Consider the following 21,515-nt stretch of genomic DNA (forward strand, 5'->3'; position numbering starts at 1 on the left):
TATGAATAACCCACTAATTTTAAAAGCAAATATTTTTGTATAGGCAATCAGGTTTAAGCGCTGATGCGCATATTATTATGATCAAGAATGCTTGTAATTTCTTTTATTTTTCTACGTGATACGATCACTTCTTTGCCGCAAGACATGCGAAGCATACGATCGTCTTCCATACGTTCAACAACGTAATTTGAATTAACCAGATACGATTTGTGAACTCTGATAAAATTGCTGTCCAGTAACTCCGCAAGCGATTTCAACGTTTTTGAAACTAAATACCTTTTGCCTGCATTTGTATAGATGAAAGTATAATTTCCTTCTCCTTCCAGAAAGGTGATTACATCTGGTGTGAGAAATATAGTTCTGCCCATAGACTGAACAGAAATGTGAACGGCGCGGTCAGTAAAAGAATTATCTGACAATGTTTGATGGGTAAAGTCTCCTAAAGTTTTCATAGTGCTCGGGGTTGGCTGTAGCTACGTTGTTTGACGAATCAAATTTAGCTGTTCTTATGCTTTAAGAAAAGTACCCGGAAATAGGTATCTTGACACAAAATACTGATAATCAATTTTTTAAGAAATTTTGAAAAATAAAATGACGTAACTGAACTTAGTAAAACACGTAATTTTACCTAGTGCCCAAATCACCAAAAACGGGCTCTTTTTCTGTTAAATGACGATGTAGATAAAAATGTCATTCCAAGGCGTCTAACTTTATCTATCTTTGTAACAGTTTAAACCCAACGTTGAAACACAAAATACAGGCGTAAATAAAAAAATTTCAGGAATGCGGCGGCTAAGCGATGCAGATTCTATCGGGTCATCACCATTCCTTCCAACCAATAAAATTTATGATTACTGACCGAGTAAAAGAATTAGTTCATGAAATAGAAAGCAGCCTGGTTGAAAACAAAGAACAACTGGAAGCATTTCGTTTAAAGTACATAAGTAAAAAAGGCGCTGTTACAGAATTATTTGACGGCCTAAAAAATATTCCACAGGAAGATCGCCGTGCTGTTGGACAGGAATTAAATAGCCTGAAAAATCTGGCTCAATCCCGGTTTCAGGAATTTAGTAGTACTCTTGAAAATACAGCTGATATTAATGAAGGAAATCGGATCGATCTAACCTTGCCGGTAGCTCCGAATTTGCAGGGAAGTATCCATCCGCTGACAATTGTCCGCCGCCGTATTATCGAGATTTTTGAACGTATGGGTTTCAATGTATCTTACGGTCCGGAAATTGAAACAGACTGGTATAACTTCGGCGCATTAAATTTTGCTGATAATCATCCTGCACGTGAGATGCAGGATACCTTTTTTATCTCAAAAAGCGAAGAAGCCGTTAAGGATGATGTTTTGCTAAGAACACACACTTCCAACGTTCAGATCCGTTTGATGGAAAGGCAAAAACCACCGATCCGATCTATTATGCCAGGACGTGTTTTTCGTAATGAAGCCATTTCGGCTCGTGCGCATTGTGTTTTTCATCAGGTTGAAGGTTTGTATGTTGACAGAAACGTAAGTTTCCGTGATTTGAAGGATACGCTTTATCATTTCGCCAAGGAAATGTTTGATAAAGATTCAAGAATCCGTTTGCGTCCGTCTTATTTTCCTTTTACCGAACCAAGTGCGGAAATTGACGTTTCCTGTTTCATTTGTAAAGGAAAAGGATGTAATATTTGCAAGCATACCGGCTGGGTGGAAATCGCAGGATCCGGTATGGTTGATCCAAACGTTTTGACAAATGCAGGAATCGATAGTGAAGAATTTACCGGTTTTGCCTTCGGAATGGGTATTGAGCGTATTACGATGCTGAGATACGGAATCAGTGATTTAAGACTTTTCACTGAAAATGATGTGAGATTTTTAAGGCAGTTTGAAGGAGCCTGATCTATATATTTGATTAATTAAATTGAAAATTAATTAATCAAAAAACATTGAAATTTTCGAGTGAGATTACTACTCATCAACAGTTCCCACTCGAAAATTTCAAAATCTTGTTTCTAAATAATAAGGAAGCATTCTTTTCCAGGCCCACCATTCGTGTGGAATATCTTCTCCCCATATGTCAAGTTCGTGAGGAACATTTTTTGAACTTAATATCGATGAAATCTGCCGGGAATATTCAGGCACTTCAAAAGGTCCTGAACCCGTAACAAAATGGATATGCCGACTTTCGCGGTAAAGTGATAATTGCCATTCTGCTTTCAACTGAGACAGATATTGAATTGGCGAATTGAAGTATACGTTATCGTCATAATACCCATCTGTATAAACACTCAGATCATAACACCCACTCATTCCGATAACTCCATTGATAAAATCCGGATATCTGAAAAACAGATTCGCCGCATGAAATGCACCAAGTGATGCTCCTACGGTTATAATTTCGTTTTTAGGACTGGAATTTTCTTTAATAAAAGGTATAACTTCCTTTATTACATAGTCGTTGAAGTGTTGGTGACGAACCCCTTTATCGTACCCATGCATGTATGGATTAAGCCAGCTTTCACCGTTGATGCTATTAATGCAGTAAACCTTTACTTTTCCTGAATTGATGTAAGGAGCAATACTTTCTATCAATCCATTTTGCTCATATTCAAGGTAATCAGACGCCGCCGTCGGGATTAGTAACAATGCGATACCGTAGTGACCGTAAACGGCTATATCCATTTGTTTATTAAGCGACGGACTATACCAGCCGGTTACTTCACGTTGCATTTCGTTTCCAATTTAAGTGTAGTTGATATTGTTTTTAGTAAACAGTTTCACGTATAGGGCTAACACTAAAAATTTAATGCCAGTGCCTGAAGTCCGCACTTTGTACACGTTTTTTTAAAACTGTTTACCAAAAACCTGATCAATACAACTTAATAAAGAACCCAGGTATCTTTTCCTCCACCTCCCTGAGATGAATTTACAACAAGAGACCCTTTTCTTAATGCTACACGCGTAAGTCCACCCGGAATTACACTGATTTCATCACCATATAAAATGTAAGGACGAAGGTCAACGTGCCGACCTTCTGCGTGTCCATCAACCATACACGGAACCCGCGAAAGGGAAATCGTTGGCTGCGCTACATAATTACGTGGATTGTCACGTATTTTTTGTCTGAATATTTCGTGCTCTTCTTCCGTCGCTTTTGGCCCGATCATCATACCGTAACCACCTGCTTCGTTGGCTTCTTTTACAACAAGCTCATGAATATTTTCAAGTACGTATTCAAAATCTTCCGGCTCACGGCAGATGTATGTTTTTACGTTTGGAATAATTGCTTCTTCTTTCAAATAATATTCAATGATGCGCGGTACATAGGCATATACCACCTTATCATCAGCAACACCGGTCCCTGGTGCATTTGCCAAAGCAACACGACCCTTTTTGTAAACTTCAAAAATACCGGGAATACCAATTAAAGAATCAAGATTGAATGCTTCCGGATCCAGGAAAGTATCATCGATACGGCGATAAATTACGTCAACAATTTGAAGACCGCTCGTCGTACGCATTTTTACATATCCATCAGAAACAACAAGATCACGCGCATCAACCAGCTCAACACCCATTTGCTGAGCAAGATAAGAGTGCTCAAAATAAGCTGAATTATAAATCCCAGGTGTCAAAACGGCAACCGTAGGATTTGGCCGGTCAGCCAGATGCTGTAACATTTGCAACAATCTTGTCGGATAATCCGAAACCGGGCGAACTCCGGTACGCGCTAATACATCAGGAAAAATCTGTTTTGACAATTCCCTGTTTTCTATCATATAAGACACACCTGAAGGACAACGCAAATTATCTTCCAAAACCATGAAAGTACCGTCGTCTCCTTTAATTAAATCAGTCCCTGTAATGTGACACCAGATTCCTTTTGGAGGATTTAAACCAATACAAGGTTTTAAAAAACATTTGCTGGATTCTATCAGATCCCGCGGAACTACTCCGTCGTTTAAAATATTTTGTTCATTATAAACATCATGTATAAACATGTTTAACGCCTTGATGCGTTGTTTCAGACCTTTTTCAAGCCATTCCCATTCCGCATTTGGCAGCACCCTTGGAATGATATCAATCGGCATAATCCGTTCTGTACCCTCACCTTCGGAATAAACATTGAAAGTAATACCCATGGAAAGCAACGCACGCTCAGTAGCTAACTGCCTGTTGGTGAGATCTTCATTGGTCAGATTTTCAAATTTATTTTTAAGATGCTCATAACCCGGACGAATCTGGCCATCAGGCGTAAACATCTCGTCAAAGAACTCCTCGCATTGATAATCAGAGAATGAAAAATTCATACAATACAAAATTTGAATAAGTATACTTCTATTATTTACAGAACAATATATGGTATATGTTTCAATTTGCAAAACATATACTCATTGCAAGATCACTAAAATTATTTCCGAAAGTTTAAATCCCGCTTTTAACAATAATCAAAAGTTTCGCTTTTAATGATTTAAAGAAATAATTACGGAATTTGAAATCGAGTTGAAATTTCGGGATATGCAATATATTCATAAAAAATGACCACTATCTCCCCGTCTGAACAATTATTATTCCCTTAACTAAACAAACTTTGCAAGTCAGTCAGCTTCCTGTTTTATTTGCACCGGGAATAATGAATCCGAAGGTTTACCGTTTTACACACATGTATAGGAAAAGTCTACTTGTTGCAGGAATTTTATTGGGATTATCTACCGTTGGCTGGGCGCAGTTTATGCAAGGCATAGCCATGGGAAATTATTCCGGGACGCAGGCATTATATCATAATCCCGCCTTTGTGGCCGATAGTCGTTACAGCATTTATGTCAATTTTGCAGGAGCTGGATTGTATACTGCAAACAGCGGTGTTCGTTACAATGCTCCCTATTCTTTTCTAAGCCTTATCACAAATCAGGTTTCAAGTGAATATCGGAATGAAAAAGGCGCAGTTTTATTTCCCCGGGCTTATCTGAAAGAAAGATTGAACGGCCGTGATAAATGGCTGAATGCAGGTGTAGATATACGTCTTCCATCGATTATGTTCGGACTTTTTAAAAATAGGATTGGTGTGGGACTTGCTGCCCGTACACGGGTATACATCAACGGATCCAACATTACTGAACCTCTTGCACGCTTACTAAGTAAAACTACCCGGGAAACGGATCTGCAAAATCAGCATTTTGAAAATCAGTCAGGACGCCTGAATGTAAATGGATTAGGGGAACTGGCCATGACAGTGGGCGGCACAGTAATCGATAATGAAACCGATTATCTTAAAGTCGGCGTTACAATAAAACGGCTCATAGGGCTATACAATGCCCATGTAGAAGTTGATAATTCATCTTACTCCATACAACCGGATCCTGCCTGGCAAAACAGGAGACAGTTGATTGTTGCCGATCAGGTTAATGTTAAATATGGTATAACACGTGACGAAGCTTTTCAAAATTTCAAACCAAGTGTTTCCTGGCTTTTGGGAAATGCGCCGGCAGGAAGTGGTTGGGGTTTTGATCTTGGCGCGGTGTACGAATACCGGCCCGACATTAATAAATATTCATACACCGAGAAAGGCGAACGAAAAAAAGATAATAGTAAAAATAAATACCTGTATCGCATTTCTGCTTCCATAACCGATATCGGCAGGGTGCGATGGCGAAATCCTACTTATTTGTTGCAGCAGGAAGTTTCTACGTCCAATAAGATTTTACGTTATGATGATTTTCAAAAGTTAAAAGGTTCGGAAGGCGCTTTTGACGCAGTAAATAGTGCTTTTGGAGTATCAGGAACGCAGGCTGCACACTTTTCAACGGTGCTTCCAATGGCTTTTCAGTTAAGCGGTGATTATAATGTTAAACCAAATGTGTATATCAATGCGCTTTGGGTACAGAATTTGATCCCACAAAGTGCATTTGGAATGAAAAGTGAATCGATGCTTTCTGTTACACCAAGATATGAACACAAGTGGTACGAAGTTTCTGTTCCTATATCGATCATGAACCGGTATAGCTCTCCTGCTATTGGTCTGGCTGGCCGTGCGGGGCCCGTCTGGTTTGGGACAGACCATATTCTTGGATTGTTAAATGTTGGAAATCCAAAAGCTTTTAATCTATATTTCGGAGTTTCCGCAGGATTATTCAGAAGGCCGCCGGAATCAGCAAATAAATGCTGGCCAGCCGAAGATTCCTGGATCAGGCGAATTTTCCATAAGCGCTGATTGTTCCTATAATAATAAAGGATCATTTCATAGTCGCTCAGTTTATGATGACAAATGCTTAAAACTTAAACCGAAAAAATTAATGAGAGAGGTAATAAAATCAGAAGAGGAATGGTCAAAAGAACTGACAGGACAACAATGTTTTGTTTTGCGTGAAAAAGGTACTGAAAGACCTTTCACCAGCCCGCTGAATGATAATAAGGAAGAGGGAATTTATATTTGTGCAGCTTGTGATACACCTCTTTTCAGCTCTGATACCAAATATGATTCGGGATCTGGCTGGCCAAGTTTCTTTACACCGATTGGTGAACAAAGCGTGGAAGAAATCGTTGACCGAAGTCACGGAATGAGCCGTACCGAAGTAATATGCAGAACTTGCGGCGGTCATTTGGGCCACGTTTTCAATGACGGGCCAAAGCCAACAGGATTGCGCTATTGCATGAATGGTGTGGCACTTAAATTTGTTAAAAAATCTTAGTGTTAGCCACTCGTAAAGCCGGACATACAGAGATGTGTCCGGCTTTTCTTATCTTTGACACCTTTATGAAACTTAACGTTTGATGGAAGTTATCAAGACCTTCTACAAGAACCTGAAAGCAATGTTTCAATTCATTGGAACACAGCTTCGAACAATAATTAAAAGTATAGTATTCCGCATTTCTGCATTCTTTGTTGGTAAAACAAAGACAGAAGCATTCTTCCTTTCCGTACATCAAAAACGGGAAGCTTATCATGGATGGTGGGACAAAAATCTTGATAAAAACTCTGCTTTTTACCGGCCGGTCGTTTTTACATGGAAATTATTTCTATATGGATTTATAGGATTTTTCTTTTACATTTTTTGTATTGAAACAAACTTCCTGTGGCTTATGGGAAGTATGCCAAGTGTAGAAGATCTTCAAAATCCGAAAGTTTCCCAATCTTCCGAGATCTATACTTCTGACGGTGTAATGATCGGTAAGTTTTATACTGAAAACAGAACGCCGGTTACCTATGATCAAATTTCCCCTAATCTGGTTAAAGCATTAATCGCGACGGAGGATATTCGTTTTTACGAACATTCAGGAATTGATTACCGTGCCATGGCTGGTGTCGCTTTTGGTATAGCAAAAGGAGAAACGGATCGGGGTGGCGGAAGTACGGTTACGCAGCAGCTTGCGAAAAAACTTTTCAAAACAAGAAAAAGAGATGCACGCGGACTTCTTGGATACGTTCCGGGAGTTAGCACACTGATTTATAAAACGAAGGAATGGATTACCGCGATTAAGCTGGAAAGGAATTTCACGAAGCAGGAAATCCTTACTATGTATTTCAATACGGTTGATTTTGGAAATAATGCTTACGGTATCAATACCGCAGCGAAATCCTATTTCAGCAAATCTCCGGATAGTCTGAATGTACAGGAAGCTGCCGTTTTGGTTGGTTTACAAAAAGCAACCACGACTTATAATCCGGTACGAAATATCAAAAGATCGCTGGAACGACGTAATGTGGTTATCGGCCAGATGCAGAAATATGGTTATTTAACAGCCAAACAAGCTGATTCTATCAGTGCGTTACCGATTGAACTGAAAACAAAATTCGAAACGCCTTACGACGGAAACGCCAACTATTTCAAAAATGCGGTTGTAGATTTTGTAAAAAAATGGGGTGACGAAAATGGATATGACCTTTATACGGACGGACTGAAAATATACACCACCATTGATTCCCGTATGCAGGAAAAAGCAGAGGAAGCAATGACGCAGAAAATGAAGCAGTTACAACGTGTTTTTGAAGATCACTGGGGAAAACAAAATCCATGGATTGATGAAGATGGAAAGGAAATACCTGACTTCCTGAATTCTGTTGTAAAACGTACCAGCCGTTATAAATCACTTGCAGCCAAATTCCCAAACCAGCCAGACAGTGTATCATGGTATCTTAATAAAAAAGACAGCATGATGGTATACGATTGGAAAACGAGCGGTGAAATCAAGAAATACTGGAGTTCCATGGACTCTTTGGATTATTACAAACATATCCTGCGTGCAGGTATGATGGCGATGGATCCGCATAATGGAAATATCAAAGCCTGGGTTGGCGGCCTGGATTACAATTATTTCAAATATGACCACGTAAAACAGGGAAGACGTCAGCCTGGATCAACTTTCAAGCCATTTGTATACACAACCGCAATCGACGATTCAACTTATAACATGTCGCCATGTGATGAGATTGAGGATAAGCCATTTGTAAAAACATACATGGAAGATGGTGAGGAAAAAGAATGGAAGCCGAAAAATGCAAATGGCTATTTCACTTATTCCAATATGACTTTGCGCCGAGCACTGGCACAATCTATTAACTCCGTGACGGCTCAGTTAACAGATGACGTTGGAGCTGCCAATGTGGTACGTTATGCCAAAAAGATGGGAATCACAACGCCTTTAAAAGCGGTACCTTCCATCGGCCTGGGACCGTTTGACGTTACATTATACGATATGGTTGCAGCTTACAGTGTTTTTGTAAATAACGGACAATACACCGAGCCGATCCTGGTGACCAAAATTGAAGATCAAAACGGAAAAATTGTTCAGGAATTTGCTCCGGAACCACGTCAGGCAATCAGTCCGGAATCTGCTTTTTTAATGGTCAATATGTTACGTGGTGGTGTGGAAGAAGCAGGAGGAACGTCAGGAAGTATTCGCTGGAAATTTGATGTAACAAAAAATAATAATCAAATCGGTGGGAAAACCGGTACAACTTCCAACAACTCGGATGGCTGGTTTATGTGTATCACACGTGATCTTGTTATCGGTGCATGGGTTGGAGGTGATGACCGCAGTATTCACTTCCGGACGACAAATCTCGGAGAAGGTGCGAAAACAGCGTTACCTATTGTCGGGAGTTTCCTTGAAAAAATATATCGTGATAAGTCTATTGGCATAGAACCCGGCCCATTTCCGAAACCAAATTTCAAAATTGATAAGGAATACAACTGTCCGAATTATTTCCAATCCAGCCGGAGTGATACTTTGGATGTCGGCGGAGACAGTACCGGAACGGCCGGTGCGGATGATGACTTTTTAATTGGGCCGCCACCGATACCGAGTACGAGTGATACGGGGAGGAGGAATTAAATATTGCTGATAAGCAAAAGTAATGCGCAAAATTTAATTTGCGCATTACTTAATCAAATAGGTCCGAATGTGTACCTGTTCTTACCAATTCCAATAGCATAAGTTTTTCGTTTTCGTCCCAAATAAGCAATACATCTGGCCGAACATGACATTCCCAATAGCCACTTAATTTATGAGCATTATGCTTTCTATCCAACCCTCTGTGCCCATTATCTGCTAATACTCTAAGCACATTCGCCAATTCTTCAAAATCCCTTGGACTACGCTTTTTCAATAATTTAGCATCTTTAAGAAATTTTCTAGAGTATAGTATTTCAAACATAACTACACTAATTTCAAAAATTCCTCAACACTCCCTACCCTATTACCTTTCCCATTTTTAAGCTCTTTCATCGCTCTAATAGTTTCCTTGTTAGGAACTCTATCTTCTGAAATAATTTTACCATGAATCTTACTTAAAAATTCCTTAAAAAAGGAACTTTCTTCTTCGGGCAACTCAATCGTCATTGTTATCATTTTTTTTACAATTAAAAAAGTTGTTTTATCCATAAATAAACGTAATCCTTTTAGGCTATATAAACAAATTAAAGAACCACTATTTTAAACATTTTCTATCTCAATTCCCTTCCCCATTAAGTTTAAAATCGACTCAATTTCAGTAACTTACACGAAAAATCTCGCTTTATCTCTGGTTGAATGCCCCACTCGTTTTCGCCTTATCCTAGCTAACTCGAATGGCTTTATTTCTTCTATTAATTTCGCTACCTCTCCCATCAACGTTTTTAATTCCAGACATTATACTGTTAAATGAGCTTCCAATATCGGCAAAATTAGCTCTACTAATTCCACCCCCGATAGATAGAGGCAGGAAAAATTAATATGACAAATAACAAAAACGAGGCACAAACTTTAAACTTGCGCCTCGTTTTTATTGAACTCATCCCGGTCAACTTTTACTCGACTTTTCCCTCTTTTATCTTTTTAGTTTCCTTATAAGCTCTCCAAGCCTGAATAGGAAAACCAATAATTGTTAAAATACCGAATAATAATTGACTGTCCAGCCAATCACCGAAGGAGGAATAATCGAGGTCCTTTCTTAATGCATTTATCACAATGATGATAGATACAATTGATAAAACTCAGTAAAGGAACATTCTGGATTGAGGGTTTCTGAGCTCCGTCATTTGATGAATTATTTAAGTAAGACTGAGATATAACTTTTGAAATAATAACCGAGTTATAGGCATACCTTGAATGAATACGATTTTAAAAAGAAGGCTATGTTTGTATGAATCGTTGTTTATTAGTCATTTTTTATTTCCTGGTCTTTAACCTCTTTATAAGCTACCCACCATTGCTTGGCAAAATTTATTAAGAATAGAATAGTGGATAAAAGTAAGCTTGATATCCAATCCTCAAATGATGTGAAGTCAATATTCCTTTGGAGAATAAGGTAAAGAAACACTATTTCTGTAATTACAAGAGCAGAAAAAACAAAAAGTCGCGCGTGTGGGTCTTTCAGTTCCATATAATTTTTGATTTATTGAACAGTGCTCTGGAAATGGTCAAAAGAAAATACGTTGGTTATTCTTTGCCTATTTTCCTTTCACTGTTATCATTACCCTTCATACTAAAATCAATATTAACAAAAAGAATACAAACAATATAATTTATTCAATATTTGATTAAACACCTGATTTAAAACAATATAAACATGCAATTCAAGACAATTTGAAGGCAAACAAAAGAATTACCTAACCAATAATTCCGGTTCCAGATGTTTCCAGAACCGGCTATACATGTTATCTGTTTCAAGTAATTTTCCATGCGAACCGGAGGTCACTAACTTTCCCTCATCCAAAATATAAATACGATCGCAAAAATTGGCCAGTGTATGCAAACGATGTGATACGTAAAGAATGGCCATATCAGTTTTGAGACAATTTAATAAATTCAAGACCTTTTGTTCGCTTTGTGCATCCATCGCAGACGTCGCTTCGTCCAAAAGCAACAGTGCTGGCTTTTGAAACAAGGCACGCATAATGCCAATCCACTGCTTTTGACCACCTGATAAATTTAATCCTTCTTCGCCAACCAATGTCATTAATCCCTGCGGCAAAGTGTTCAGGAAAGTCAGGTAAGGTTCCTGATTAAAAAAAGGTTCCAGGTTTTCGCGATCCGGTTTTAGCCCTAGAATTACATTGTCTAACACCGTTCCATTGAAAATATGAACATCCTGTGTCACACATGCTACAATCTTCCGCCAGCCTTCCAGAGATATGGATTCTAGATTAGTATCGTCGTTGATTAGAATCTGGCCGGATTCCGGTTTATAAAATCGTTCAATCAGTTGTAAAAGCGTACTTTTCCCGCATCCGCTTTCACCAATAAGCCCCAGGATTTCTCCCCTTTTCAATTCCAGTGAAAATTCATTCAAAATCGCCCGTCTTCCCGGGAATCTGAAGGTGATATTTTTCACCTGTAAATTTTGAAAAGAAAAAGAATCCGTTTTTTCTCCATTTGATGAATTTTCAGATGGCAAACCTGCAAATTCGTACATACGCTCGAAAGCAATTTTTGCCTCATTTAACGGTATTGCCAAGAGGGCCAAGCCAGCTACGGAAGGCAACAGTGATGAGCTCATACCAAGAATCGCCATCAATTCTCCTGTTTTAAGGTTGCCGTTCAAAACCATATAAGACGAAGCTGCAAGGATACCGACAAGAATAATCACGCCGGAAACGGAAGCATATAGATTTAAACGAAGCTGGATAATTCCCAACCCCCAGATTCCATCCTGATAAGTACCGTAAATTGACCTATTCAATTCACCAAAAATCGCCTGACGATTAAATGCTTTAATTGGCCTTATTCCGGAAATACTGCTGATAAAATTACTTTCGCTCAATGCGTACCGCTGCATCACCTGCCTTTGATTGGCACTGATTGGCTTGTGAAATCTAAAAATCAGGAGGAAATAAGCAGGCAAACAAACAAGCAAAGCCAAACTTATCTGCCAGGAATAAAAGAATAGAAAACCTATGGAAACCGTAACAACCAAAATATCGATCAATACCTGACCGGCCAGTTCACTGACTACACGCTGAATGCGGGAGGTGTCATTCATCCGTGCGACAATATCACCTGTTTTTCGTTTGTCAAAAAATGCTTTTGGCAAGTTCAGCAGGTTCTCATAAAACTTAGAAATGATGCGATTACTAAAATCTTTTGACTGACGTAGTAGTATATAGGTGCGCAGCATTTCCAGTCCAATCCTCACGAAAAGCAAAAACGCAACCAAGGAAATGCCGGTAACCAGTTTCGTCATATTTTTTGATGGCAGGATATCATCGATTAGTTTCTGAGAAAAAACTGCCATTACCATACCGAGAATTGCCATCAACAAACCCAGGCCGGAAGCCGTCATTAACAAACTGATATCTTCCCGGATAAGATTTATAAACCATGCCCACTTTTTTCCGGACTGGTCATCTGATTTAATAAACTGGTTATTCGGTTTTAATGTTAGACATTTTCCCGATTGCCAGATTTTCAATAGTTCCTGATCCGTTAATTCTACTATTCCCTGGGCCGGATCTCCGATGATATGTTTTCGAAAACCGTCCTGGTTCACTGTATACGCACTTTTCGAACCCGCATTCATCACACCATACCAAAGTACATAATGTTCCAGATCGCCTTCCATAATAACATGCAGGATCGTCGGTTCGCCATGTTCAACAAGTGCCGCGAGATCTGCTTCACAGCCTTCCGCATCAAAACCAATCTGATGGGCTGCCTCATACAGCCCAAGTAATGTTGTGCCCTGAATACTCGTACCACTGAGTTCACGCAATCTTTCGAGTGAAATATCGCCTCCATAATAATACAAAACAGAGCCCAGACAAGCGACTCCACAATCGGAAGAATCCTGTTGGCGGACAAAAGTTTTCCTGATAGCTTGTTGATTAAGCATAGCAAAAGTGGGTAAATAAATTCAGAAAAATAAGTCGGAATAGTTAAAAGGAAGCCGTTTTAAGATCCTTCAAAACTGTCTCCATTTTTACAACGCCTTTATAACTTTTAATTAAAGTCCCGCCGGAACTATATAAAAAAGAAGACGGAGAAGAAGTAACACCAAAAGTGTGATAACCTGCATCATGTTTGTCGTTTAAAAGTTTGACATGTGATAAGCCATTCAACTTGTATTTTTTTAAAAAAGCAGATAAGGAATCGACAGGCTCGGGCGATACCATCCAAATCTGCAAGGCATTTGCATTTATGGTTTTACCAATATTTTCAGCTTGCATCTGGCAGTATTCACAATCGGAATGAAAGAAAATAAGCCAAAGCGGCGAACCCGTAATATCATTGCGGGTTACATTTTCACCTTTCAATGAATTAAATGAAAAAGCAGGCAGAGACTCGATCCTTTTCTTTAAATCCGCTTTCTCCTCTTTCTTTTTGTAAATTCCGTAACTCAGAAAACCTAAAAGGGAAATGACGATAACGATACCAAGCGTCCGTAGTAAAATTTTCATTTTGCTTATACTCAAAAATTAAGTGTATGTCAAAGTCAGGAACATTACAAAAGCTACCCAAATCACAAGGCCGGTACCATAGCTGGCCATAACCACCGTCATAGATCGATTCATATCCAGTTCTGGCAACTCCTTTGTAAGTAAATAAGCGAGCACAATCCAATAGATAACTTCAAAAATGTTAAGGACTTGTAATGGGTATATTAGCCAGGGTTCGAGTGTATTTGCTTCAAAAATGTTTAGAATAGATAGAGGATAAAAATATTGCAGATCTTGAAAGGTGTATGTGGTTTGGAAAAATAAAAACCATAATAACTTAATTGCAGACGGAACTAGAAATATAAACTCCGCTGCCACTGTTACTGCAAAAATTTTCTTAAATTCAAACTTATCAGCTATAAAAAAAATACCTAGGGTCAAGCACAAAGAACATAAGGTAAGCTTAATTATACAAACCAATAGCACAATTGGAATGGTTAGCAATTCTAATCGATTTCTTCTATTGATCAACTCACTTATCTCTTCATAACTAAATTTCTCAGAAAGACTATTAAAGTAAAGCGAGTCAGATAATAGAAAGCTTTTGTTCAAAAACAATAGAAGTAGGGACATTACTAATAAGATCAAAAAATGCATTCTTACCTTTGTACCAGTATAGGAATTTTCCATCTAATTATTGTTTTTCAACTTTTCCAATTCCTCTTTAAGTTTTTTTATCTCCTTTCTTAAACTGATGGAAGAATCAATTAACCAGACAATGGTTAAATACAATCCAACAGTAACGAATGCTTTGCTATCATCGATGTCCCCTGATATTCTTAGATACAAACCGATAGCAAAAAATATAAGTCCTATAATAAACATTATAATCCAACGAGCCATAGTCCAAATTGTTTAGTTATGGTTAATTCTAGTTTTAATCAGTTTGAACTTTAATAAGTCGGTGATGAGTCAGTTCATCACCGACCTAAACATTAGTATATAATCTCAATTATTTATCAAAGCAACCGGCGGCCAGCGCACCCGCAGCTGTACCAAAAGACCAACCAAATTGTCCTGCAAATGCAAATCCAATTGTCGCCCAGCCTAAATACATACATGTTCTTCCAGAAACGCCACCTTGTAAATTTGCCATTGTTTCATTATCAACTTTTTTCATAATAATTTAGTTTATAACTATTAAAAATATGTAAGCGAAATTTTAAGATTTACTTATTTTAATTAATTATAGTGACAAGCAAGACCCCATGCCACATTACTCGTAAAAAATTGCATTGAAGTAAGAGTTGCAATCGCCGCAAAAGGAAAGAAGAAGCATGAACTTGTTAAACCACTCCCACCTCTGATGTTTTGACTTTCTCCAAAAGTTAGCTTTTTCATAAAAAATATCTATACAATTATTAATCCCCCAAATCACTTCCCACGCGGTTTGGGTTTCCGCCTGTGCTACGTAACATCTGTCATGACGAAACAAATATATTACAAATTTTTCTTGAAAAACAAAAGAAATTTCACCTCAATTTTAGAGGTGAAATTGGCTTATCAGACCTGAATTGACAGAAATCAAAAGGCACAAAAAATACCTGAGCAGCCCATCCGGAAAGCATTCCGGTTAGCAAAAAAGACTTTCCCAGTTGCATGATTGCACCTTTACAAACACCGCCTGTTATTTGATTCATTACGCCTTTTGGTAACTTTTTCATGGCAATAATAAAGAGATTGGAGATTTAATTGATTTGATAAAATAGGATAGATAATGTTTATATCCGTCATTGGAAATAGTATTTCACAGCCCGGTTACCACCTCCCGAAATGTTTTCCATTTCTTTAAACGGTAAGTTCCTGATCTTTAAAATTTCAGTTGCTGGCTGTGGAAAGAGGAAAATACTCAATTCAAGAAGTACAACCCTGTTCTCGGCAGCAAAATTACCAAGTGCACCGTAGCCATTCACACCTAGTTTTTTAGTAATCCGGTTTTTGTAATTGTCAATACTTTTGGGAAGCACATCCAATTGGATAGAAATTTCTTTTGAATTCATTCCCATAGCGATGAGCACCAGGACTTCACGCTCTTTCCTTGAAAGTAAATGCACCGTCGGATAAACCGACAAGGATCTGGATAACACTTTTTCCATTGTTGATGTAAAGTTTAGATAAATAAAATCATCCATAGTACTTCACAACGTTGATATGTAGGAGCAATTTTACATACAAAATCCAAACTCGCAAACTTTATTCAAACTTCGATTAAAATAGGGTCTCAATAAAAAACCAACTTATTCTACATTGAGAACAAGCTGGTTAGGTAATCAGGCTGTTATACCAAAAGAATCCGGCATATACTCTCGTATTGATTCGGCTTTTTTGATCACTCCTTTATCCTAATAAAGTATGCTGAGCTATAAAAGCAGCATATAGATGCTTTGTAAACGAAGTAATCATTACTAAATTAAGTAAGAATTAGAAAATACGATTTCCCAAAGAATGGGGTAAATCGAATAAAGTTCTGGTGGTGTTCTTTCTATTAATATTTTGAGCCCGTGTGACGTAAAGATAGAACCTCCGTCACACAGGCTCAAAAAGTTGTAACTATGTAGGGGCCAATGAGGGTCAAAGTATTGATTTTTTTCTATCTCTTAATCCAGATTGTGAAATTCACTCCTTCGAACCCAACAAACGTTTATACGAAAATTTAAAGGCCCGGTTCCATTCTAAAAAGAATGTTAAAATTTATAACCTAGAGATATCTGACGCGAGTGGAGAACGTATATTTCATGAGAACAGACTGGATATGATATCTTCTTTTGAACAAATAAATTTTAACTCCAAATATGTTGACAAAAAAGCTTTCATTTTAGGCTTAAGGCTTCCTAAGCTCATTTTAAGATCTTATCCTGTTGAAGTTATAAGCCTATCATCGTTTATTACGCAAATCAAGCTAACCAGGGATATAGATATCATAAAAATTGACACAGAAGGTCATGAATATTATTGCCTGTCAGGCCTGTTTTCTGAATGCCTATCAATCAAGATTAATCACATTCAACCAGAACAACATTTTAATGATCAGTATCAAAATTCAATTGGTTTTAAACATGTCCATGTCCACAGAATATTAAAATCAAATGGTTTTTACCTACAAAAGAAAATAACCAATTGCTACGGTGATTTTAATGAATTTATATATTCCAGTTTATAATATTCCCAATGAAATTAAGTATTGTAATTCCTGCATACAACGAAGAAGAATCAATATCCATAGCAGTTAAAACTCTTTATCATGTTTTAACCCGTAATAAAATCGAGCATGAAATATGGGTGACTGATGATAATTCAAAAGACAATACAGCGGAAGTTTTAAAGAACTTAAAACTTGAAATTCCAACTCTGGTTTATGAAACCAATTATGGCCCAAATGGATTTGGATTTGCGATAAGATACGGATTGGAGCGTTATTCCGGCGATTGTGTCGCAATCTTCATGGCAGATCTGTCGGATGACCCAGACGACTTGGTCAGGTATTATAAAATGATGATGGAAACAGGGGTAGATGCGGTGTTTGGAAGTAGATGGATAAAAGGTGGCAGAACTATCGACTATCCATTCAAAAAGAAGATAATTAACCGTATTGCAAATAACATAATTAAACTAATTATCGGCGTAGATTATGACGATGCAACTAATGCATTTAAGCTTTACAAACGAAAAACAATAGACGGAGTAAAACCTTTCTTGTCACCTCACTTCAATCTGACAATAGAATTATCCCTGAAGACAATTGTTAGAGGATATACATATGTAATAATACCAAATAGCTGGACAAATAGAACTTTTGGTGTATCAAATTTGAAAATAAGGGAAATGGGAAGCAGATACTTCTTTATTCTTATGTACTGCTTTTTGGAAAAATATTTTTCAAAAGGTGATTTCAAAAAAAAATGGTAAACGAGGTAATTCGAGACTGTAAATTAATTTACGTTATAATTTGGGCATAAAAAAGAAAGAAGAAAATTCAAAACTTTGGGAAATCAATGATTTATGAGATGACCGCCTCGCTTTTTGTTTATGGTTTGAAATAGTTCGCCACAAAATATAGCCTGCAAAAGTTATAATACCTTCCAATATTCGAATCAAATTTTCTAGACCTCCCTACCCAATCTTCAAAACCTCCTTATACTGCATCCTGTACAAATTCGCATAAAACGCCTCTTTTTCAAGCAACTGCTCATGCGTGCCTTCCTCCATGATCTCGCCTTTATCCACAACGATAATTTTGTTAGCTTCCTGAATCGTTGAAAGCCTGTGGGCGATGACGATAGCCGTACGTCCCACCATCAACTTTTCGATCGCTTTCTGGATCAGTTCTTCGGTTTCGCTATCAACAGAAGACGTAGCTTCGTCCAGGACAATAATTTTAGGATTATGCACCATGGCACGGACGAAGGAAATTAGCTGGCGCTGGCCTACGGATAAAGTTGCTCCGCGTTCCATAACGTTGTAAGTATATCCCCCCGGAAGTCTTTCAATAAAATCGTGAACGCCAACAAGTTTTGCTGCTTCTACAATTTTTTCATGGGTAATTGTAAAATCACCTAAACGGATATTGTTTTCAATTGTATCTGAAAAAAGAAAAACATCCTGCAAAACGACACCGATATTTTTCCGCAAAGCATTCAGCTCATATTCATGAACTTCAACTCCATCGACAAAAATCTGTCCTTTGTTAATATCGTAAAAACGGCTTAATAGATTAATAATGGACGACTTACCAGCTCCGGTAGCTCCTACAAAAGCGATCGTTTCACCTTCACGAACTTTGAAATTAATATTTTTCAGTACGTAATCTTCATCATTATAAGCAAACCAGACATCTTTGAATTCGACATCACCTTTGATAACTTCCGGAACATATGTGCCTTCATTTGAGGTGTATTCATCGCTATCCAATAGTTTTAAAATCCTGTCGGTACTTACAATTCCCATTTGCAAAGTATTGAAACGGTCGGCCAACTGACGGATCGGGCGGAAAAACAGGTTGATAAACATTACAAATGCCGTAACAGTACCAAAAGTAACTTCCGCATTTAAAATCTGCTTCGAACCGTACCACACGACAAGTCCTGTACCGGCTGCGGAAATCACATCAGCAACAGGATAATAAATTGAATAATAGAGAATTGACCTAATATTAGCGTCTCTGTGTATCTTATTTATTTCCTGGAATTTTTCATATTCAATATCTTCACTGCTGAAAATCTGAACGATGCTCATGCCGGTAAGATGCTCCTGAACAAAAGAATTCAGGTTAGAAACAGCTGCACGGACCTCGTTAAAAGCATCCTTTATTTTTTCTTTGAAAACATAGGTACAAAAAAGCATCAGCGGAATCATCGAAAGACTAATGATTGACAATTTCCAATCCGTATAAAACATCACCGCAATGATCAATGTCAATTGCAAAATGTCACCTGCTATTGCCGCCATACCATCGCTGAATACGTTTGAAAGCGTTTCTACATCCGAAATGGTACGGGTTACCAAACGACCAATCGGTGTATTATCAAAAAATTTCAACCTGAGTCCAATGATTTTTTCATACAGTTGCACGCGGATATCACGGATAATATATTGCCCCAGCCAGCCCGACATATACGTATTCCAGAACTGCACAAATCCCTGCACAATCAAAACTAAAACCATCACACCCAGCATAATCGCCAGCTGATTATAATTTCCCTCTGCAATAGGTTTATCAATGGTGTATTTTATCAAAAGCGGAGTTAACGGAGCTAATACCGCGTTGACCATAATGATCGCGATCAGCAAATAGAACTGCTTCTGATAAGGTCTAACGAATGTGTATAAACGTTTAAGAGTTGGCAGATCAAATATCTGGCCGCTTTTGGTTTCCTGATTCACAGACTGGTGGTTGTTGGTTCTTTATTGTTTGCTCGTTGTCACGTAATTCATCATCAACAATGAAAAAGTAAAATTCGTCACCAAAGAAACGAAGAATTCATTTTTTTGTCTAACTTTCCTTACAGCCACTTTTCTGAAATGTTCATCCAAACAAAGAGGTTATGGAAATTTTTCTAAGTATTTGTCTTGGACTTGGCCTGAGTGCCAGCAGCGGTTTTCGGGTATTTCTTCCAATGCTGGTAGCGAATATCGCCACGCTGAGTGGATGGATTACACCGGGAGAAGGTTTTGCCTGGATGGCGACCTGGACTGCATTTTTTGTTTTATTCACTGCAACCATCGCAGAAATCAGTGGATATTACATTCCTTTCATCGACAATTTACTGGATACCATCGCCACGCCGGCAGCCGTTATAGCCGGGACTTTGCTTTCCACTTCCTTTATTCAAATTGATAATCCGGTCTTGCATTGGGGTTTAGGAATTATCGTTGGTGGAGGAACGGCCGGATTGGTGCAGGCCGGTACGGGTCTTTTGCGTTTATTTTCGTCTAAAACAACAGCAGGTTTTGGTAACCCTGTCGTATCGACGGCTGAAAATATTGCTTCGTTCAGTTTGTCAGGATTAGCCATTTTCCTGCCGATTGTAGCGTTGGTACTGGTAGTTCTGCTTGTAGTTTGGCTTTTGAAAAGGATATCAGGATTAAGAAATCGAAAATAGCGTGCTTTCATGTTTGATACCATACCCGTTCATTCACTTCCAAAATCGCAAAGTCCGGTTCCGGCTCTGAGAATTTACCGGTTTAAAAACAGCAACGGGGCATCCACTGAAATACCAGATACATTACCGATTACGCCTTTACCTACGGACACGCCGCACAGGCACACGTATTATGAAATTTTGTTTATAGAAGAAGGACAGGGATTCCATGAAATTGATTTTCATTCTTATGCTATGCAGGGAACGGGAATGCATTTTCTGACACCAGGTCAGGTCCATCTCTTAACTTTTGCCGCTCCCTGCCAGGGTTTTATCGTAGCATTTTCAGAAGACTTTTACACCTTTTATAATCCATCCGCAACCTCACTTTCAAAATTTCCTTTTTTTCAATCCGGAAAAAGACAGCCCATTTTAAGACTGACAGAAATGGAACGCCATTATTTTCACAATATTCTTGAAAATATGGTTGAAGATCATTTGGGAAATGAGCCGGATCAAAATATGCTGGGACAATATCTCGGTCTGTTACTTCAAAAATGTGCCATCATTAGTCAGAAAGGTGTAAGATCTTACGAAACTTCGGCGTCCTCTGTTCCGGAAATAGTAGGTCGGTTTCAGGAATTGGTTGAAAAAAATTTCAGGGAAATGCATGAAGTTCAGCAATACGCTACCATTCTGAAAGTTTCTCCTGATTATTTAAGCAAAACCGTAAAACGATTCCTGGGTGTCCAAACGCAGGAATATATTCTCGACAAACTGTTATTGGAAGCCAAACGGCTTCTGGTTTTCACCAACCTGAGCAGCAAAGAAATTGCATACCACATTCATATGGAAGACCCCTCCTATTTTGGTCGAATTTTTAAAAGAAAGTCCGGACTTACACCAAATGAATACCGCGACTCTGTTCGGAAAAGTACCATTTATTAGCAAAAATGTACCTTGCCAACACTTCACCGAAAATATATCTTTGTATTATCCTAAAACAAAAAGGCTAAACAATACTTTTGATATTAA

The 21,515-nt window shown here is 38.2% G+C and carries 20 protein-coding genes and 1 pseudogene; 8 read left to right on the plus strand and 13 right to left on the minus strand.

The annotated features are described in order from the left end of the window. Positions 1 to 53: 53 nt before the first annotated feature. Positions 54 to 452: a LytR/AlgR family response regulator transcription factor gene (locus FDK13_RS30515; RefSeq protein ID WP_229216285.1), complete on the minus strand. Its 399-nt coding sequence runs from the start codon at positions 450 to 452 to the stop codon at positions 54 to 56. A 395-nt stretch (positions 453 to 847) separates the two neighbouring features. Between FDK13_RS30515 and pheS the strand changes: the two genes are divergently transcribed. Beyond that, positions 848 to 1,888 (plus strand): phenylalanine--tRNA ligase subunit alpha, encoded by a 1,041-nt coding sequence (gene pheS / locus FDK13_RS30520; protein WP_137343808.1) that lies wholly within the window; start codon positions 848 to 850, stop codon positions 1,886 to 1,888. A gap of 99 nt (positions 1,889 to 1,987) precedes the next feature. Here the strand turns inward: pheS and FDK13_RS30525 are convergent, their stop codons facing one another. Further along, positions 1,988 to 2,719: an esterase family protein gene (locus tag FDK13_RS30525; RefSeq protein ID WP_137343809.1), complete on the minus strand. Its 732-nt coding sequence runs from the start codon at positions 2,717 to 2,719 to the stop codon at positions 1,988 to 1,990. Between the two features lie 149 nt (positions 2,720 to 2,868). Further along, complete coding sequence (locus tag FDK13_RS30530) at positions 2,869 to 4,299, minus strand: circularly permuted type 2 ATP-grasp protein (RefSeq protein ID WP_137343810.1); 1,431 nt, start codon at positions 4,297 to 4,299, stop codon at positions 2,869 to 2,871. A 353-nt stretch (positions 4,300 to 4,652) separates the two neighbouring features. Here FDK13_RS30530 and FDK13_RS30535 point away from each other — a divergent pair, with 353 nt between their 5' ends. The 3 genes from FDK13_RS30535 to FDK13_RS30545 all read left to right on the plus strand — a co-directional run bounded on the left by FDK13_RS30535 (position 4,653) and on the right by FDK13_RS30545 (position 9,322). Continuing rightward, complete coding sequence (locus FDK13_RS30535; RefSeq protein WP_137343811.1) at positions 4,653 to 6,200, plus strand: DUF5723 family protein; 1,548 nt, start codon at positions 4,653 to 4,655, stop codon at positions 6,198 to 6,200. Positions 6,201 to 6,282: 82 nt separating this feature from the next. Then, positions 6,283 to 6,678 (plus strand): peptide-methionine (R)-S-oxide reductase MsrB, encoded by a 396-nt coding sequence (gene msrB / locus FDK13_RS30540; protein WP_137343812.1) that lies wholly within the window; start codon positions 6,283 to 6,285, stop codon positions 6,676 to 6,678. Positions 6,679 to 6,760: 82 nt separating this feature from the next. Further along, positions 6,761 to 9,322 carry a penicillin-binding protein 1A gene (locus tag FDK13_RS30545; protein WP_137343813.1) on the plus strand — a complete coding sequence of 854 codons (2,562 nt, stop codon included), beginning with the start codon at positions 6,761 to 6,763 and terminating at the stop codon, positions 9,320 to 9,322. A 49-nt stretch (positions 9,323 to 9,371) separates the two neighbouring features. On the opposite strand, the gene FDK13_RS30550 is transcribed toward FDK13_RS30545, so the two are convergent. The 9 genes from FDK13_RS30550 to FDK13_RS30585 all read right to left on the minus strand — a co-directional run bounded on the left by FDK13_RS30550 (position 9,372) and on the right by FDK13_RS30585 (position 15,998). After that, positions 9,372 to 9,644, minus strand: coding sequence for a type II toxin-antitoxin system RelE/ParE family toxin (locus tag FDK13_RS30550; RefSeq protein WP_137343814.1), 273 nt, complete (start codon positions 9,642 to 9,644; stop codon positions 9,372 to 9,374). Positions 9,645 to 9,646: 2 nt separating this feature from the next. After that, the gene (locus tag FDK13_RS30555; protein ID WP_137343815.1) at positions 9,647 to 9,871 is read right to left on the minus strand and encodes a hypothetical protein; all 225 of its coding nucleotides are present in this window, start codon (positions 9,869 to 9,871) and stop codon (positions 9,647 to 9,649) included. Positions 9,872 to 11,072: 1,201 nt separating this feature from the next. Continuing rightward, on the minus strand, positions 11,073 to 13,298 hold the full coding sequence (locus FDK13_RS30560; RefSeq protein WP_137343816.1) for a peptidase domain-containing ABC transporter: 2,226 nt from the start codon (positions 13,296 to 13,298) through the stop codon (positions 11,073 to 11,075). Between the two features lie 43 nt (positions 13,299 to 13,341). Next, positions 13,342 to 13,863: a peroxiredoxin family protein gene (locus tag FDK13_RS30565; protein WP_137343817.1), complete on the minus strand. Its 522-nt coding sequence runs from the start codon at positions 13,861 to 13,863 to the stop codon at positions 13,342 to 13,344. An 18-nt stretch (positions 13,864 to 13,881) separates the two neighbouring features. Further along, complete coding sequence (locus tag FDK13_RS30570; RefSeq protein ID WP_229216286.1) at positions 13,882 to 14,532, minus strand: hypothetical protein; 651 nt, start codon at positions 14,530 to 14,532, stop codon at positions 13,882 to 13,884. Beyond that, entirely contained in the window at positions 14,533 to 14,745 is a 213-nt protein-coding gene (locus FDK13_RS30575) for a hypothetical protein (protein WP_137343818.1), read from the minus strand. Between the two features lie 109 nt (positions 14,746 to 14,854). Beyond that, positions 14,855 to 15,022: a hypothetical protein gene (locus FDK13_RS35605; RefSeq protein ID WP_170982954.1), complete on the minus strand. Its 168-nt coding sequence runs from the start codon at positions 15,020 to 15,022 to the stop codon at positions 14,855 to 14,857. Positions 15,023 to 15,374: 352 nt separating this feature from the next. After that, positions 15,375 to 15,566, minus strand: a complete 192-nt coding sequence (locus tag FDK13_RS30580) for a hypothetical protein (protein ID WP_137343819.1) — start codon at positions 15,564 to 15,566, stop codon at positions 15,375 to 15,377. Between the two features lie 66 nt (positions 15,567 to 15,632). Next, positions 15,633 to 15,998 carry a helix-turn-helix transcriptional regulator gene (locus FDK13_RS30585; protein ID WP_170982955.1) on the minus strand — a complete coding sequence of 122 codons (366 nt, stop codon included), beginning with the start codon at positions 15,996 to 15,998 and terminating at the stop codon, positions 15,633 to 15,635. A 470-nt stretch (positions 15,999 to 16,468) separates the two neighbouring features. Between FDK13_RS30585 and FDK13_RS36785 the strand changes: the two are divergent. After that, positions 16,469 to 17,062: pseudogene (locus FDK13_RS36785) on the plus strand (FkbM family methyltransferase); the annotation flags it as partial. A gap of 8 nt (positions 17,063 to 17,070) precedes the next feature. Beyond that, positions 17,071 to 17,808 (plus strand): glycosyltransferase family 2 protein, encoded by a 738-nt coding sequence (locus FDK13_RS30595; protein WP_137343821.1) that lies wholly within the window; start codon positions 17,071 to 17,073, stop codon positions 17,806 to 17,808. Between the two features lie 204 nt (positions 17,809 to 18,012). On the opposite strand, the gene FDK13_RS30600 is transcribed toward FDK13_RS30595, so the two are convergent. Next, positions 18,013 to 19,782 (minus strand): ABC transporter ATP-binding protein, encoded by a 1,770-nt coding sequence (locus FDK13_RS30600; RefSeq protein ID WP_137343822.1) that lies wholly within the window; start codon positions 19,780 to 19,782, stop codon positions 18,013 to 18,015. A 161-nt stretch (positions 19,783 to 19,943) separates the two neighbouring features. On the opposite strand from FDK13_RS30600, the gene FDK13_RS30605 reads away from it, so the two are divergent. Beyond that, positions 19,944 to 20,501, plus strand: a complete 558-nt coding sequence (locus FDK13_RS30605) for a DUF4126 domain-containing protein (RefSeq protein WP_137343823.1) — start codon at positions 19,944 to 19,946, stop codon at positions 20,499 to 20,501. 9 nt (positions 20,502 to 20,510) lie between these two features. Next, positions 20,511 to 21,428 carry a helix-turn-helix domain-containing protein gene (locus FDK13_RS30610; protein ID WP_137343824.1) on the plus strand — a complete coding sequence of 306 codons (918 nt, stop codon included), beginning with the start codon at positions 20,511 to 20,513 and terminating at the stop codon, positions 21,426 to 21,428. The last annotated feature ends 87 nt before the right edge of the window (positions 21,429 to 21,515 follow it).

The sequence above is a fragment of the Dyadobacter frigoris genome (assembly GCF_005280585.1).
GTDB lineage: Bacteria > Bacteroidota > Bacteroidia > Cytophagales > Spirosomataceae > Dyadobacter > Dyadobacter frigoris.